Annotated in this window: 14 protein-coding genes and 1 pseudogene; 8 read left to right on the plus strand and 7 right to left on the minus strand. The window is 66.9% G+C overall.

Annotation, left to right across the window (positions count from 1 at the left end; all coding sequences use genetic code 11):
• Positions 1–10: 10 nt before the first annotated feature.
• The 4 genes from CHU93_RS13515 to pedF form a co-directional block, all read right to left on the minus strand.
• Positions 11–658, minus strand: coding sequence for a response regulator (locus tag CHU93_RS13515; protein WP_094474686.1), 648 nt, complete (start codon positions 656–658; stop codon positions 11–13).
• A gap of 122 nt (positions 659–780) precedes the next feature.
• Positions 781–2,520, minus strand: a complete 1,740-nt coding sequence (locus CHU93_RS13520; RefSeq protein ID WP_094474687.1) for a methanol/ethanol family PQQ-dependent dehydrogenase — start codon at positions 2,518–2,520, stop codon at positions 781–783.
• Between the two features lie 120 nt (positions 2,521–2,640).
• The gene (locus CHU93_RS13525; RefSeq protein WP_094474688.1) at positions 2,641–3,501 is read right to left on the minus strand and encodes a substrate-binding periplasmic protein; all 861 of its coding nucleotides are present in this window, start codon (positions 3,499–3,501) and stop codon (positions 2,641–2,643) included.
• A complete protein-coding gene (pedF, locus tag CHU93_RS13530; protein ID WP_094474729.1) occupies positions 3,491–3,904 on the minus strand; it encodes a cytochrome c-550 PedF in 414 nt (137 codons plus the stop codon). Before pedF ends, CHU93_RS13525 begins: the two co-directional genes overlap by 11 nt.
• A gap of 187 nt (positions 3,905–4,091) precedes the next feature.
• On the opposite strand from pedF, the gene CHU93_RS13535 reads away from it, so the two are divergent.
• The 5 genes and pseudogenes from CHU93_RS13535 (at position 4,092) to ung (ending at position 9,837) form a co-directional block, all read left to right on the plus strand.
• Positions 4,092–5,057, plus strand: coding sequence for a PQQ-dependent catabolism-associated beta-propeller protein (locus tag CHU93_RS13535; protein ID WP_094474689.1), 966 nt, complete (start codon positions 4,092–4,094; stop codon positions 5,055–5,057).
• 127 nt (positions 5,058–5,184) lie between these two features.
• Positions 5,185–6,594, plus strand: a pseudogene (locus CHU93_RS13540) (porin family protein).
• Positions 6,595–6,642: 48 nt separating this feature from the next.
• The gene (gene acs, locus CHU93_RS13545) at positions 6,643–8,583 is read left to right on the plus strand and encodes an acetate--CoA ligase (RefSeq protein ID WP_094474690.1); all 1,941 of its coding nucleotides are present in this window, start codon (positions 6,643–6,645) and stop codon (positions 8,581–8,583) included.
• Positions 8,584–8,613: 30 nt separating this feature from the next.
• The gene (locus CHU93_RS13550; RefSeq protein ID WP_094474691.1) at positions 8,614–9,150 is read left to right on the plus strand and encodes a cytochrome b; all 537 of its coding nucleotides are present in this window, start codon (positions 8,614–8,616) and stop codon (positions 9,148–9,150) included.
• Positions 9,151–9,153: 3 nt separating this feature from the next.
• The gene (gene ung / locus CHU93_RS13555) at positions 9,154–9,837 is read left to right on the plus strand and encodes a uracil-DNA glycosylase (protein WP_094474692.1); all 684 of its coding nucleotides are present in this window, start codon (positions 9,154–9,156) and stop codon (positions 9,835–9,837) included.
• Between the two features lie 2 nt (positions 9,838–9,839).
• On the opposite strand, the gene CHU93_RS13560 is transcribed toward ung, so the two are convergent.
• Entirely contained in the window at positions 9,840–10,031 is a 192-nt protein-coding gene (locus tag CHU93_RS13560; protein WP_094474693.1) for a hypothetical protein, read from the minus strand.
• Positions 10,032–10,236: 205 nt separating this feature from the next.
• Here CHU93_RS13560 and CHU93_RS13565 point away from each other — a divergent pair, with 205 nt between their 5' ends.
• Complete coding sequence (locus CHU93_RS13565; RefSeq protein ID WP_094474694.1) at positions 10,237–11,904, plus strand: sensor histidine kinase; 1,668 nt, start codon at positions 10,237–10,239, stop codon at positions 11,902–11,904.
• Positions 11,901–12,533 carry a response regulator transcription factor gene (locus tag CHU93_RS13570; RefSeq protein ID WP_094474695.1) on the plus strand — a complete coding sequence of 211 codons (633 nt, stop codon included), beginning with the start codon at positions 11,901–11,903 and terminating at the stop codon, positions 12,531–12,533. Before CHU93_RS13565 ends, CHU93_RS13570 begins: the two co-directional genes overlap by 4 nt.
• 48 nt (positions 12,534–12,581) lie before the next feature.
• On the opposite strand, the gene CHU93_RS13575 is transcribed toward CHU93_RS13570, so the two are convergent.
• Positions 12,582–13,115: a PEPxxWA-CTERM sorting domain-containing protein gene (locus CHU93_RS13575; RefSeq protein WP_094474696.1), complete on the minus strand. Its 534-nt coding sequence runs from the start codon at positions 13,113–13,115 to the stop codon at positions 12,582–12,584.
• Positions 13,116–13,261: 146 nt separating this feature from the next.
• On the opposite strand from CHU93_RS13575, the gene CHU93_RS13580 reads away from it, so the two are divergent.
• Positions 13,262–14,116, plus strand: a complete 855-nt coding sequence (locus CHU93_RS13580) for an alpha/beta hydrolase family protein (RefSeq protein ID WP_094474697.1) — start codon at positions 13,262–13,264, stop codon at positions 14,114–14,116.
• Positions 14,117–14,123: 7 nt separating this feature from the next.
• On the opposite strand, the gene CHU93_RS13585 is transcribed toward CHU93_RS13580, so the two are convergent.
• Positions 14,124–14,399, minus strand: coding sequence for a hypothetical protein (locus CHU93_RS13585; protein WP_133064405.1), 276 nt, complete (start codon positions 14,397–14,399; stop codon positions 14,124–14,126).
• Positions 14,400–14,618 lie beyond the last annotated feature (219 nt).

The raw sequence follows: 14,618 nt of genomic DNA on the forward strand, positions 1-14,618 counted from the left end.
AGGACAGGTCTCAGGCCGGCCCCCGTTCCGGCGGGGTGAAATGCACCTTGCCCGCCATGATCACCGCCTGGGTGCGGCTGTAACAATTCATCTTGGCCAGAATGGCCGACACATGCGCCTTCACGGTCGTCATCGACACATCCAGTTCCCAGGCGATCTGCTTGTTCAGCTTGCCGGCCACCACCAGGCCCAGCACCACGCGCTGCTGCGGGGTCAGGCTGTCGATGCGGCGGCGGATCTCCTCGCACTCGGCATCGTCGGGGGCGGCAAATTCGTCGGGCACATAAAGATTGCCATCGAGCACCTGCTGCACCGCCGCCACGATGGCGCTGCGTTTCAGGCTCTTGGGGATGAAGCCGGCCGCTCCATTGGCAATGGCGCCCTGCACCAGGCCGGCCTCCACCGCGCCGGAAACAATCACGATGGGCAAGGCCGGGTAACGCTCCCGCAAGGCCGCCAGCCCGCCAAAGCCTTGCGCATCGGGCATGTTCAGATCCAGCATCACCAGATCGAAATCGCCCTCGCGATCGATGATCGCCATCGCCTCGCCGATGCTGGCCGCCTCGAACAGCTCGGTCTGGTCAAAGGCCACCGCGATCACCGTGCGCAGGCCATCGCGCACCAGCGGGTGATCATCCACAATCAGCACACGTTCCACAGGCGTCGCCTCCCCCACATGGAAGACTAACCCCGAAGCCGCCCGCCCGGCCATAGGGACATGCCCATAGGGCGCAGGCGGATGCTCCACCTGCGCCCCCGGTTCGAATGGCCCGTCGGGCGTCATTTCGGCAGCTTGAACACCCAGAGCGCACCGCCCTGGTTGATGTTCTGCACCGATTTGGCCACTTCGCCGCCCCACAGCGGCACCGCGCCGCCCCAGCCCGACATCACGGCGACATATTGCTCGCCATCCTGTTCCCAGGTGACGGGCGTGCCCACCACGCCGGAACCGGTGTTGAACTTCCACAGCTCCGCGCCCGTCTTGGCATCAAAGGCCTTCAGGAAGCCTTCCGGCGTGCCGGTGAACACCAGGTTGCCACCGGTCGACAGCACCCCGCCCCACAGCGGCGCCTTGTTCTTGTATTCCCAGGCGATCTTGCCGGTGGTCGGATCAATGGCGCGCAGCACGCCGATATGATCGGGATAAAGCGGCTTGATGGTGAAGCCGGCACCCAGATAGGCCGCGCCCTTCTTGTAGGCGATGGGCTCGTTCCAGATGTCCATGCCCCATTCGTTCGACGGCACATAGAACATCTGGGTCTGCTGGCTGTAACTCATCGGCATCCAGTTCTTGCCACCCAGGAAACTCGGCGCGGCAAACACGCTGGTGCCCTTGCTGCCATCGGTGTTGGGCGCACCGGGCCGGTTTTCCGGCACATAGATCGGCCGGCCCTTCTTGTCGTAACCGGTCGCCCAGGTCACCTTCGACACGAAGGGCGTTGCCGAGACGAACTTGCCATTGGTGCGGTCGAGCACGAAGAAGAAGCCGTTGCGATCGGCCTTGGCGCCCAGCTTCATCGGCTTGCCGCCGATACTGGCGTCAAAGCTGATGAACTCGTTCACCCCGTCGAAATCCCAGCCGTCGTGCGGGGTCGTCTGGTAATGCCACTTGATCACGCCCGTGTCGGGATCGATGGCCAGCGTGGACGAGGTGTAGAGATTGTCGCCGGGGCGCAGGTGGCTGTTCCAGGGGCTGGGGTTGCCGGTGCCCATGAAGATCAGGTTGGTATCGGGATCATAGGTGCCGCCCAGCCAGGTGGCACCGCCGCCGTTCTTCCACTGATCGCCCTGCCAGCTGGCGTTGGTCTTGCCGGTGACGCCGTTGTCGGCCCCCTTCAGGCTGCCCATGTGGCCTTCGATCGTGGGCCGGCTCCACAGCAGTTCGCCGGTTTCGACGTCGCGCGCCTCCACCTTGCCGACAATGCCGAACTCGCCGCCGGAATTGCCATAAATCACCTTGCCGTTCACGATCATCGGCGCGGCGGTGAAGCTGTAACCGGCGGCATAATCGGCCAGCGTCTTGTTCCAGATCACCTTGCCGGTCTTGCGGTTCAGCGCCACCAGATGCGCATCCAGCGTGCCAAAGATGATCTTGTCACCATGGATGGCGGCGCCGCGGTTGACCACGTCGCAGCACGGCATGATGCCATCGGGCAGACGGGCATCATATTGCCACAGCTCCGCCCCGGTGCGGGCATCAAAGGCAAACAGCCGGCTGTAGCTCCCCGTCACATAGATGACGCCGTCATACACGATCGGTTGGCTTTCCTGGCCGCGCTGCTTCTCGCCGCCCAGGCTGGCGGCAAAGGCCGGCACCAGGCCCTTCACATTGCCGGCATTGATCTTGTCGAGCGCGGAGAAGCGCTGGCCGCGATGGCCCATGCCATAGGTGAGCACGTCACCCGGGCTGGCCTCGTCGTTCATGATCTGGGCATCCGTTGGCCCGGCCTGTGCAAAGGCCGGCGCGGCGGCGGCGATGGCCAGGGCGGCACTGGCCGCCAACATGTGACTGATCTTCATTGCTGCTTCTCCCCTGTCGCTGCCGGCCGGGCGTTGCGGCCGATGCCTGGATGCTAGGCCGCTGCGAAATCCCGGCCATTGCACCTTGGGCCAAGGCGCGGGCCGTCGGCCCTCATACCCTCAGCCATTGCCCAGCGGCGGCATCCGGCTGACGCCATAGGGCGCAAATATCCGGTCAAGCGTGCCATCGCCGGCAAAGCGCTCGATGATCGCCTCCAGCGCGTCGGCCAGGTCGCGGCTGTCATCCTTCACCGCCAGCCCCACGTCCCAGCCGGGGCTGGGCAGCGCCGGGATCGGCCCCACCCGCCGCTTGACGTGCGGCGCGGCATTGTTGGCCAGCGCATGCTCCACCTGGGCTTTGCTGGCCATCGCCACATCGGCCTGGCCGTCGATCAGGGCGGCCATGGCGGCCGCGCCCGACATGTGATGGCTCACCTGCCCGCTCAGCACGCCGCCAAAACTGCCCGAAAGCCAGATGTCGGGAATGGAATCGAGCTCGGCCGCCAGCCGCTTGCCAGCCCATTGCGGCGGCGGCACCTCGCAATCGGCGCCGGGGCCACAGGCGATGGCAAAGCGTTCGCGGGCATAGGCCGCGCCGATCACGCAGCGATCGACCTGCAACTGGAAGCGCCGGTCGGTGGGCACATGCATCATCACATCCGCCGCGCTGCCGCCGATCAACGGCCCGCGCCACACCATGTTCCTGAGGTCATCCTCCACGCTTTCATCGGCCAGGAAATCGGTGAACTGCGCCTTCAACCCCAGCGCTGTGGCCAGCGCCGTGCCCAGATCGACATCAATGCCCTTCAGCGTGCCAGTGGCATCGCGCCAGCTCCAGGGTTCGAAATCGCGATAGACCGCGATCGACAGCGTGCCAGCCGCCGCCAGTCTGTCCACTGGCCGGGCCCGCGCCGCTGGCGCCAGCACCACCCCCGCCAGCCCGGCAAGCAGCGCCCGCCGGGAGCAGCCATCACCCGTCATATTTGGTGTCAAGCCAGGAGCGGATGGCCCAGCCGGCCTTCTGGCCCAGCGCCTCGCCCATCGGCGGCATATAAACCTTGCCGTCACGGGCCGAGCCATGCTGGAACCGCTGGATGAACCATTCATCGCCGGCATCATCCTTGTCGAGATAGCGCAGATCGGGCGCGATCCCGCCCGAAATGGCATCCAGCCCATGGCAGCGGGCGCAGTTCTGGCCATAGGCGGATTGGCCGATCTTGATGGCATCGGCATTGCCGCGATAGGGATTGGCCTTCAGCCAGGCCGCGCCAATGTCGGGCAGCTTGCTGGTGTCCACCGGCTGCGGCGTCACATCGCCATGGGCCGACAACGGCGCCAGCACCGCAGGGCCACCCACCCCCAGGGCAAAGGCCGCCCCGGCCATGGCCAGCAATCGGGCAGTTGATCGGTTCATCATGCGTCCTCCCGCGGGTTGCCCCGCCTTCACAGGTGCGATTCTGCTGGCGATGATGATGCCGCCGATGCCGGGTGCCCGCCCATTGCACCTTGGTCCTACATGCCGGGCCGGGCCGGCCTGATAGGCTCCGCATCAAACTTGGGGATTGATGCGCATGAAACCTCTGGCCCTGATCGCGGCGCTGCTGGCCGGTGCGGCACCGGCAACGGCTCTCGCAGAAACCGTCTATGTCTCCAACGAACGCGCCAATCTGATCAGCGTCATCGATGGCGCCACGCTGGCGGTGAAGGCGAGCTGGCCGGTGGGCAAGCGGCCGCGCGGCATCATCCTGTCGCGCGATGGCCGGCATCTCTACATCTGCGCCAGCGATGAAAATGCCGTGCAGGTGGTGGATGTCGCCACCGGCCAGGTCATCGCCGATCTGTCATCGGGCGAGGATCCGGAAATGTTTGCCCTGTCGGTCGATGGCAAGACGCTGTTTGCCAGCAACGAACGCGATGCGCAGGTCACCGCCATCGATATCGCCGGCCGCCGTGTCGCCTTCCAGACCGTGGTGGGCGTCGAACCGGAAGGCATGGCCACCTCGCCCGACGGCAAATGGGTGGTCGCCACTTCCGAAACCGACAACAAGCTGCACTGGATCGATATCGCCAGCGCCAGCCTGAAAGATGAAACCGAGGTCGGCATCCGCCCGCGCCACGCCGAGTTCACCGCTGATGGCCGGCAATTGTGGGCCACCGCCGAAATCGGCGGCACGCTCCACATCATCGATGTCGCCACCCGCAGGCAAACCGCGCAGATCAGCTTCAGCGTGCCCGGCGTGCCGGCCGAAAAAATCCTGCCGGTCGGCGTGCGCTTCACGCCCGATGGCAAACAGGCGCTGGTGGCGCTGGGCCGCGCCAATCATGTCGCCATCATCGATGTGGCAACACAAAAGGTCACTGCCCTGGTCCCGGTCGGCCAACGCGTCTGGCACCTCGCCATTTCGGCTGATGGCACCCGCGCCTATGCCGCCAACGGCCTTTCAGACACGCTGTCGGTGATCGACATCGCGGCGGCCAGGGTGGTCGCCACCATCCCCCTCGCCCGCGCGCCCTGGGGGGTGGCCGTGGGGAAATAGGCCACCGGCATTATACCCTGCCGCCGATTTGCCCCCCCATAGTTCAATACAGGCCACCGCCGGCTTCCCCCACCCTGATGCTCCAGCCGCCCAGCATGGGGCGGTGCCCAAAGGGGGGAGAGACACCATGAAGACCGCATTGGCGCTTGGCGCCGCTGGCGCGCTGGCCCTGCTGGCCGCCGCACCCGCCGCTGCCCAGGCTGCATCACCGCTCGACGCCACCGATCAGCTGCTGCTGCGCCTCAAGGAAAAGGGCATCCTGTCCGACGAGGAATATGCCGCGCTGGCCAAGCTGAAACAGGCGCAGCCGGCACCCGCCGCCGCCCTGCCCGCCGCCGCGCCCGCGCCGCAAACCGCCGCGGCCGAAGCGTTGTCGGGAAAGCGCGTCGTCACCATGTCCAAATCCGGTGTCGGCCTGGAACTGGGCGATGTCACCCTCACCTTCTCCGGCTCGATCAACGGCTTCTACAGCCACGACAGCGGCAACCGCACCGGCCCCGCCAGCACGGTGGTCGGCGGCCTCGCCACTGTGGGCGGCAGCACCTCGGCGGTGCGCAATGGCCTGCTGCCGGGCTTCCTCAAGGTCGATGTCACCACCACCCAGGGCGGCTGGGATGTCGGCGCCCACTTCGGCCTCTATCCCGGCATCAACAGCGTTTCCCATGTCGGCGGCGCCAACAGCGGCGGCACCCCGCAGGCGCTGGCCACCAGCGGCATCGATGCCCGCGAAACCTATCTCACCTTCGGCAAGGCCAATTTCGGCGAGGTGAAGATCGGCCGTGCCATCGGCCTGTTCGGCCAGGATGCCATATTGAACGACATCACCCTGCTGTCGGTCGGCACGGCCGCCGGCAATGCCGCCCCGTCCAACACCTCGCTGGGCCGCATCGGGGTTGGCTATATCTACACCGATTTCCAGCCGCAGATCACCTACACCACACCGAAATTCGGCGGCTTCCAGCTGGCGGCCGGCGCCTTCATGCCGCTGGTCACCGTCGGCCTCAACGAAGTCAACGACACGCCGGGCTTCCAGGCCCGCCTGTCCTGGGATGGAACGCTTGGCGGGGTCGGCGTCCACGCCTGGCTGTCGGGCATCACCCAGGATCACAACCCGGTCGGCGGGCTGGGCTACACCGGGCGCGGTCTTGATTTCGGCACCAAGCTCACCGCCGGCGGCGCCTCGCTGCTCGGCTATTATTACACCGGCAAGGGCCTCGGCACGACCGGCCTGTTCATCCTGTCCACCGATGCCGCCGGCAAGGCGCGCGGCTCCGATGGCTTCTACCTGCAGGACACCTACACGGTGGGCAAGGTCACGCTGGGCGCCTCCTATGGCGAAAGCCGGCTCGATCTCACCCGCGGGGAGGTCAACCCCACCCTGCTCAAGCGCAACAGCAGCTAGGTTGGCCAGCTGCGCTATGGCCTGACCAGCTGGGTCACGCTGGTCGGCGAATATACCCACACGCGCAGCACCGCCCACGGCGGCAACCGCGCCAGTTCCGACACGGTGGCCGCCGGCGCCATCCTGTTCTTCTGAACCCTTGGGCCCGGCCGCCGAGGCCGGGCCCACCAACGGAGCATCGCCATGGCCGAAACCATTGTCCCCGTGCCCGCCCAGTGGGCCGCCACCGCCCATGTCGATGCCGCCGCCTATGCCCGGCTGCACGCGCAAAGCCTGGCCGATCCGCAAGCCTTCTGGGCGCGGGAGGCCGGCATCATCGACTGGATCCGCCCGCCCAGCGTGGCGGATGCCAGCAATTTCAATGCCGATGGCTTTGGCATCAGCTGGTTCGCCGATGGCCAGCTCAACGTGGCGGCCAATTGCCTCGATCGCCATCTGGCCACCCGCGCCAACCAGCCGGCGATCATCTGGGAAGGCGATGACCCTGGCGACAGCCGGGTGCTCAGCTATGCCGATCTCCACGCCCTCACCTGCCGCATCGCCAATGTGCTGAAGGCGCAAGGCGTGCGCCCCGGTGACCGGGTCATCCTCTATCTGCCGATGATCCCCGAAGCCGCTGCCGCCATGCTGGCCTGCGCGCGCATCGGCGCCATCCATGCCGTGGTGTTCGGCGGCTTCTCGCCCGAAGCGCTGGCCGGCCGCATCCAGGATTGCGGCGCGAAGATCGTCATCACCGCCGATGAAGGCCTGCGCGCCGGCAAGCATGTGCCCTTGAAAGCCAATGTCGATCAGGCGCTCGAGCATTGTCCCGATGTTGCCCATGTGCTGGTGGTGCGCCGCACCGGCGGCGCGGTTGCCATGCAGGCCGGGCGCGATCTCTATCTGGATGAACTGCTGCCGCGTGTCGCCGCCACCTGCCCGCCAGAGGTGATGGAGGCCGAAAGCCCGCTGTTCATCCTCTACACCAGCGGCTCCACCGGCAAGCCCAAGGGCGTGCTGCACACATCCGGCGGCTATCTGGTGTGGGCGGCGATGACCCATCATTATGTCTTCGATCACCGCCCCGGCGAGGTCTATTGGTGCACCGCCGATATCGGCTGGGTCACCGGCCACAGCTATGGCGTCTATGGCCCGCTTGCCAACGGCGCCACCAGCCTGATGTTCGAAGGCGTGCCCAGCCACCCCGATCATGGCCGCTTCTGGCAGATTGTCGAAAAATGGCGCGTCGCCACCCTCTACTCCGCCCCCACCGCCATCCGCGCCCTGATGCGCGAGGGCGAGGATTGGGTGAAGGCCCATGATCTGTCCTCGCTGCGCCTGCTCGGCAGCGTCGGCGAACCGATCAACCCCGAAGCCTGGGACTGGTATCACCGTTTTGTCGGCGGCCGGCGCTGCCCCATCGTTGACACCTGGTGGCAAACCGAAAACGGCGGTGCGCTGATCACGCCGCTGCCGGGTGCCACCGCGCTGAAACCCGGATCGGCCAGCCTGCCCATGTTCGGCGTCGAACCGGTGCTGGTCGATGGCGAAGGGCGCATCCTCGATGGTGCCGCGCAAGGCAATCTCTGCCTCGCCCGCTCCTGGCCCGGCCAGATGCGCGGCATCTGGGGCGAGCCCGCCCGCTTCTTCGATGCCTATTTCTCCACCTTCCCCGGCCTCTATTTCACCGGTGATGGCTGCCGGCGCGATGAGGATGGCTATCACTGGATCACGGGCCGGGTCGATGATGTGATCAATGTCTCCGGCCACCGCATGGGCTCGGCCGAGGTGGAATCCGCCCTTGTCGCCCATCCGCTGGTCGCCGAAGCCGCGGTGGTGGGCGTCGCCCATGATCTGAAGGGCCAGGGCATTTATGCCTATGTCATCCTCAACGCCGGCGAGGAGGCCAGCGAAGCCCTGCGCCGCGAGCTCATCGCCTGGGTGCGGCGCGAGATCGGCCCCATCGCCACCCCCGATGCCATCCACTTCGCGCCCGGCCTGCCAAAAACCCGCAGCGGCAAGATCATGCGCCGTATCCTGAGGAAAATCGCCGAAAACGACACCGCCAGCCTGGGGGACACCAGCACGCTGGCCGATCCCACGGTGGTGGAAGCGCTTATCGACACGCGGCCGGTTCCCGCCTAACGTCCGCCCGGGTCAAGAGGGGGAGACGTTGTGAGCCGTTACAGCAAGGGTGCCATCATCCTGCACTGGTTGATGGCCGTGATGATCATCGGCAATCTGGCCGGCGGCTTCCTGCATGATTTCGTGCCCACCGAAGGCGGCCAGCGCGCGCTGGTGATGGGCCTGCACAAAAGCTTCGGCCTCACCATCATCGCCCTCACCCTCCTGCGCATCGGCTGGCGCGTGGCCAACCCGCCGCCCGCCTTCCCGCATTATTTCACCGGCGGCGAACGGCTGCTGGCCAAGGCGGCCCATGGAGCCTTCTATCTCCTCATGCTGGCCATTCCCGTCTCCGGCTGGGTGATGGCCGATCGCAACACAAGGCCGCTCAGCTTCTTCGGCGCGCTCGACGTGCCCAAGTTCGGGGTGGACAAGTCCATCGCCGATGCCGCCCACGAACTGCACGAAACCCTGGGCTGGGTGATGCTGGCGCTGCTCGCCCTGCACATCATCGGCCTGTTGAAACATCTGGTGCTGGATCGCGACAATCTGCTGGTCCGCATGGGCCTGGGCAGCAGCCGCGCCTGAACCATGGCCGAAATCAAGTTGCACGACAGCTGGCGCACACCCCTGGCCGGCGAGTTCGCCGCTCCCTACATGGCCGCCCTGAAGGCGTTTCTGCTGGCCGAAAAACAGGCCGGCAAACAGATTTTCCCCAAGGGCAGCTCATGGTTCCGCGCGCTGGATCTCACCCCGCTGGATGATGTGCGCGTCGTCATCCTGGGCCAGGATCCCTATCACGGCCCCGGCCAGGCCCATGGCCTCGCCTTCTCCGTCCTTCCCGGCGTGCGCGTGCCGCCCAGCCTCGTCAACATCTACAAGGAACTGCAGGCCGATCTCGGCATCGTGCCTGCTGCCCATGGCTTTCTGGAACATTGGGCCCGCCAAGGCGTGCTGCTGCTCAATTCCAGCCTGACCGTGGAGCAGGGCCTCGCAGCCAGCCACCAGGGCCGCGGCTGGGAACGCTTCACCGATGCCGTCATCCGCCTGGTCGCCGCCCGCGAGCAGCCTTGCGCCTTCCTGCTGTGGGGCAGCCATGCCCAGAAAAAGGCCGGCTTCGTCGATGCCGGCCACCACCTGGTCCTGAAGGCGCCGCACCCCTCGCCCTTGTCGGCTCATAATGGCTTCTTCGGCTGCCGCCACTTCAGCCGCACCAACCAATGGCTCGAACAACAGGGCCAGCCACCGATCAATTGGGCGCTGCCGCCTGTCTAGGGTCAGGCCGGGAACGGCTTTGTCACCAGCCGGTTGTCACGCCACACCTCGGCCGTGGCGTTGCCAGCCATTTCCCGCGCCAGCCGCGCCGCCTCGGCATCGCTTCGGCACAGCAATTGGTGGCCGCTGTTGATGCGGCCGAACTGATCCAGAATGAAAATGCGATAACGCTGCACCCTGGCCGAAATGCACATCGCGTGCCAACCGGGCGCAGCTGAAACTTCAATGGCTTGATCGGTCGGCCCGATCCGGCTGTAAGAAAATCCGCGCCAACCCGGCCCCAGAACGGCCGCGCATACCGACTTTCGTCGGTGTCCAAACATAACAAAAACGTAATGATTTCATCGGCATCACGGCCACTGGCCCATATGTCCAGCAGGGCATATCCTGAACCCAGCCATGCTGAAGAAGATCCTCACCCACAATCGGGCCGATCGCGTCAGTGCGCTGGCCCGGGTGGCGCTGGCGCTGCCCACGCTGGGTGCGGTGCTCTATGATCCGCCCCAGCCCCAGGCCTATGCCCCCTGGGTGTTCGGCCTGCTGCTGGCCTATGCCGCCATGGCGGCGCTGGTGGCGCTGGTGGTCTGGCGCCGGCCCCTGTCGGCGCCCCCGATCGGCCAATATGTCCATGTCATCGATGTGGCGATGTTCGGCGCGCTGGTCTTCCTCACCCGCGGCGTCATCAGTCCGCTCTTCCCGCTCTATCTCTTCTCGGTGCTGTCGGCCACGCTGCGCTGGGATTGGCGCGGCGCGCTGGGCACCAGCATCGCCATCATCCTGCTGTTCCTTGCCGCCGCGGCGCTGCCGGGCACCCAGCTCGATGTCGGCGAGGATGATCTGCTGCGCTTCGTCGTCCGCCTGGGCCAGATCATCGTCATCGGCGCCCTGCTTGCCTATATCGGCGTCCAGCGCGAACGCTATTGGCGCGAGCTGATGCGCCTGGCCCGGCCGGTGGAGGCGCAGGCCGCCACCATTCCCGATGCGATCCGCCTCTGCCTCGCCCATGTCCGCAGCTTTTTCGGCGTGACCAGCGCCATCTTCATCTGGGAATCGCGCGACGAACCGGGCTGGCGGATCATGCGCGATGGCGATGGCCCACCGCTGCCGCCGCTGCCGGGTCAGGGCTGGGCCGGGCCCGTGGCGGGCGGCGTCGCCGGCTCCACCTTCGAATATCGGGCCGATGGCCGCGATTGCCGCCGCTATGATGGCGATGGCACCCTGCACACCGTCACCGGCCAGCTGCTCGATCCCCAACTGGCCGCCGCCTGGGGCATGGCCGAAGGCATCGCCACCGCGATCAGCTGCGATGCGCTGGATGGCTGGCTGCTGATCCCGAAAGCGGCGACGGTCGATGATCTCTACCTTGCACGCGCCCTGTCGGTGCAACTGGGCGCCGCGCTGGGCAATGCCGCCGCGGCCGATGCCTGGCGCGATGCCGCCGCGCGAGAGGAGCGGGTGCGCGTTGCCCATGATCTGCACGATGGCATCCTGCAGTTCCTCACCGGTCTTTCGCTGCAGCTGCGCCTGATGGATCGGCAGATCACCACCGATCCCGAGGCGGTGGCGGGCCGCATCGCCACCCTGTCCGCCGCGCTGCGCCAGGAACAGCAGGATCTGCGCCGCGTGCTGGAAGGCATCCGCCCGCGCGCGTCGGGCCCGGCCGAACCCGGCGGCCCGATGGCGGATTGGCTGCCAGGCCTGGCCCGGCAGTGGGACATCAGCATCGCGGCCGACATCGCGGCCGAACCGCCACCGGCCGTCGCCGACGATATCCGCCTGATCACCCGCGAAGCTGTCGCCAATGCCGTGCGCCACGGCGGCGCCCGCCATGTCAGCGTGCACAGCGCCGCCACAGCCGATGCCTGGCACCTTGCCATTGTCGACAATGGCCATGGCTTTGCCGTGCCCGGCCAGTTCACCGCCGAAAGCCTGCGCCAGCGCAACATGGGCCCACGCTCGATCATGCACCGGCTTGCGCAACTGGGCGGGCAACTGCGGCTGGAAACCGGGCCGCAGGGCACCAGGCTCGACATGTGTTTTTCCACCCCGGCAAAGGCCCACCCATGACCCGCTTGCTGCTCGCCGATGATCACCCGATCGTGCTCGAAGGGCTCGCCGCCCTGCTGCAGGCCGAAGGGTTCGACATTGTCGCCCGCTGCCCCAATGGCGATGCCGCCACCGCCGCCATTGCCACGCACGATCCCGATATCGCCGTGCTGGATATCCAGGTGCCCGGCGCCAGCGGCCTTGCCATCCTGCGCGGCATCCGCAGCCGCGGCGCCGCCCGGCCCAAGGTGATCATCCTCACCGCCAGCCTGGATCAGAACCAGATTGTCGAGGCGGTGGAACTGGAGGCCGATGGCCTGGTGCTGAAGGAACAGGTGGCCGACCGCATTGTCGAATGCATCGAGAATGTCGCCAGCGGCGTGCAGTGGATCGACAATGATGTGCTGAAGCGCGTGATCGGCGATCTGGCCCGCCGCGAAGCCCGCGCCGTTGCCACCAAGCCGCTGTCCGCCCGCGAAACCGAAGTGGCGCGGCTGGCGGCGCGCGGCCTGCGCAACCGCGACATCGGCCAGGCCCTGGGCCTCACCGAAAGCACGGTGAAGATGCACATGGGCAACGCCTTCGACAAGCTGGGCGTCTCCAGCCGCGCCGAACTGGCCGCCATGGCCCGCGATCTGGGACTGGCCTGAACCAGCCCCCACCCGTCCGCCCAGGCCAGCCCGCCCAGGCCAGCCGGCTCAGGCCAGCCGGCGCTGCCGCCGCGCGGCCAGGCCCACCACGCCAAACCCGGCGATCATCAGCGCCCAGCTGTCGGGCTCCGGCACGGCGGCGATCGCAAAGGTGCCAGCCTTCAGCCCGCTGCCGGGGTTGAACAGATCACCCTTCTTGGCGGTGAACACCGGGGCAGACGCCGGTCCAGCAAACAGCACCGCGCCGTTCAGCGTGTAGTTCAGGCCCGACGGCCCGTTCACCGCGATGCCCCCACTGTGCAGGAAGGTCAGCTTGCCAAACTCCGCCGGCGTGCCATTCACATCACCGCCGACGTTCAGATACTGCGGGCCCAGCCCGGTCACCGCATCGGGGGTATGGGCCAGCTCCGGCACGATCACCCTGCTCTTGTTGGCCCAGTCATAATGGCGATAGCGAAAATGCGTCGCCGCAGCCGGTGCCGCCGTCGCGGCGATCAGCGCAACAACGGCCATCGCCCGGAGCCCGCGCCCCAGCGTGAACATGCCCATCGTCAATTGCCCCCAGTTCCGCCCGGCCAACATGGCCGGTGCGCCTGGCCAGATGCGGGAACGATGGTCAGCAAATCAAGCATTTGTTTGTTCATCTTAACAATTTCACAAGGATTTCACACCCCTTGCCAGCCCGCCTGACCGGGGCCACACTGGAAGCACAACCGGGGGACTGTCTGATGCACCTATTTGTTCTGGCCCTGCTGCTCGCCACGGCGGGCCCTACCACCGCCAACCCGCTGTTCACCGATCCGCCGGCAACCGCCGCCCCGCGCGCCCGCATGGAGGTGCTGCATATCCCTTCCGGCGGCGTGGTGATCAACGGCGTCGCCTATCTCGCTGCCGGGCCGGGGCCGCATCCCACCATCGTCATCTGCCACGGCTGGCCGGGCAACGAGAAGAATCTCGATCTCGCCCAGGCGCTGCGCCGCGCCGGCTGGAATGCCATCACCTTCAATTATCGTGGCAGTTGGGGCAGCCCCGGCGATTTCCGCTTTGCCCAGAATCCGGAGGACGCCCGCGCCGTGCTCGCCTATCTGCGGCAAGCTGATGTGGCGAAGGCCTTGGGCATCGACACTGGCCGTATCGTGCTGGCCGGCCATAGCATGGGCGGCTGGGTAACGGCGATGGTGGCCGAAGAGGATCCGGCGCTGGCCGGCACCATCCTGATTTCTGCCGCCAACATGGCGATGCTGGGGGCCGTGCCCAGCGACAAGCTGGAAACCCGGGCCGCCAGCAACAGCGAAGCCCTGGCCGGCACGTCGCCCGCCATTCAGGCGGCCGAACTGAAGGCAAAGGCCAGCAGCCTGGACGCGCGCCCACGCGCGGCCGGCCTTGCCCGCCAGCCGCTGCTCGTCCTCACCTCTGATGACGGCCTGAAGCCCGCCACTGATCCACTGGTGGCCGCCGCCCGCGCCGCCGGCGGCCAGGTGACGGAAGCGCACGAGGCCACCGATCACAGCTGGTCCGACAGGCGGCTGGCGCTGGCGCAACGCATTTACGACTGGCTGCAGGCGCTGCCGGCCAAGCGTTGAACTGGCGCTAGCGCGAAACGCTGCGCGACCGCATCAGCCGCCGCAGGATTTGCGCCAGCTTGGCAAAGCCGGCCAGCAACAGGATCAGGGCCACGACGCGCGCCGGACCGCTCAAGCCTGATCGGGCAGGTGTCGGGCGCTGCTCACGCGCCGTGCTGCAGCCTGCCGGCTTGTCGCGCGTCGCACACCTGCCATCGGCCGGATGATGTCTTGCGCCGGCTGCCCCTGCGCCATGGCCGGCCGGCCCGGCCTTGTGCGGCCGCTCTTCGGCAGCAGCAATCACCGGCACAGCCAGCGCCAGAAAACATGCAACAAGCAAGGCAGATGATGGCACCACGCGCGCACCCGAACCGTTTCGACAAGCCCCAGCCGAATGGTTCAGCAACAACCGTGCCAACCGGCCGGCTCTTGACTTGTCCTGATCCTGCCCAAACGCACCAGCGGTGTTTTTGACTTGACCTGTAAAGCCAGCCCGTCACGCCAAATGCCCGGATACAGACCT

It is taken from the genome of Sandarakinorhabdus cyanobacteriorum, assembly GCF_002251755.1.
In the GTDB taxonomy this organism is placed as follows: Bacteria; Pseudomonadota; Alphaproteobacteria; order Sphingomonadales; family Sphingomonadaceae; genus Sandarakinorhabdus; species Sandarakinorhabdus cyanobacteriorum.

What these genes read in the sequence shown, in the direction of transcription:
- CHU93_RS13575 (WP_094474696.1), bottom strand. Translation starts at nt 13,115, where the DNA reads ATGTTGGCCGGGCGGAACTGGGGGCAATTGACGATGGGCATGTTCACG.
- CHU93_RS13580 (WP_094474697.1), top strand. Translation starts at nt 13,262, where the DNA reads ATGCACCTATTTGTTCTGGCCCTGCTGCTCGCCACGGCGGGCCCTACC.
- CHU93_RS13525 (WP_094474688.1), bottom strand. Translation starts at nt 3,501, where the DNA reads ATGACGGGTGATGGCTGCTCCCGGCGGGCGCTGCTTGCCGGGCTGGCG.
- CHU93_RS13520 (WP_094474687.1), bottom strand. Translation starts at nt 2,520, where the DNA reads ATGAAGATCAGTCACATGTTGGCGGCCAGTGCCGCCCTGGCCATCGCC.
- CHU93_RS13570 (WP_094474695.1), top strand. Translation starts at nt 11,901, where the DNA reads ATGACCCGCTTGCTGCTCGCCGATGATCACCCGATCGTGCTCGAAGGG.
- CHU93_RS13560 (WP_094474693.1), bottom strand. Translation starts at nt 10,031, where the DNA reads ATGTGCATTTCGGCCAGGGTGCAGCGTTATCGCATTTTCATTCTGGAT.
- acs (WP_094474690.1), top strand. Translation starts at nt 6,643, where the DNA reads ATGGCCGAAACCATTGTCCCCGTGCCCGCCCAGTGGGCCGCCACCGCC.
- pedF (WP_094474729.1), bottom strand. Translation starts at nt 3,904, where the DNA reads ATGGCCGGGGCGGCCTTTGCCCTGGGGGTGGGTGGCCCTGCGGTGCTG.
- CHU93_RS13535 (WP_094474689.1), top strand. Translation starts at nt 4,092, where the DNA reads ATGAAACCTCTGGCCCTGATCGCGGCGCTGCTGGCCGGTGCGGCACCG.
- CHU93_RS13565 (WP_094474694.1), top strand. Translation starts at nt 10,237, where the DNA reads ATGCTGAAGAAGATCCTCACCCACAATCGGGCCGATCGCGTCAGTGCG.
- ung (WP_094474692.1), top strand. Translation starts at nt 9,154, where the DNA reads ATGGCCGAAATCAAGTTGCACGACAGCTGGCGCACACCCCTGGCCGGC.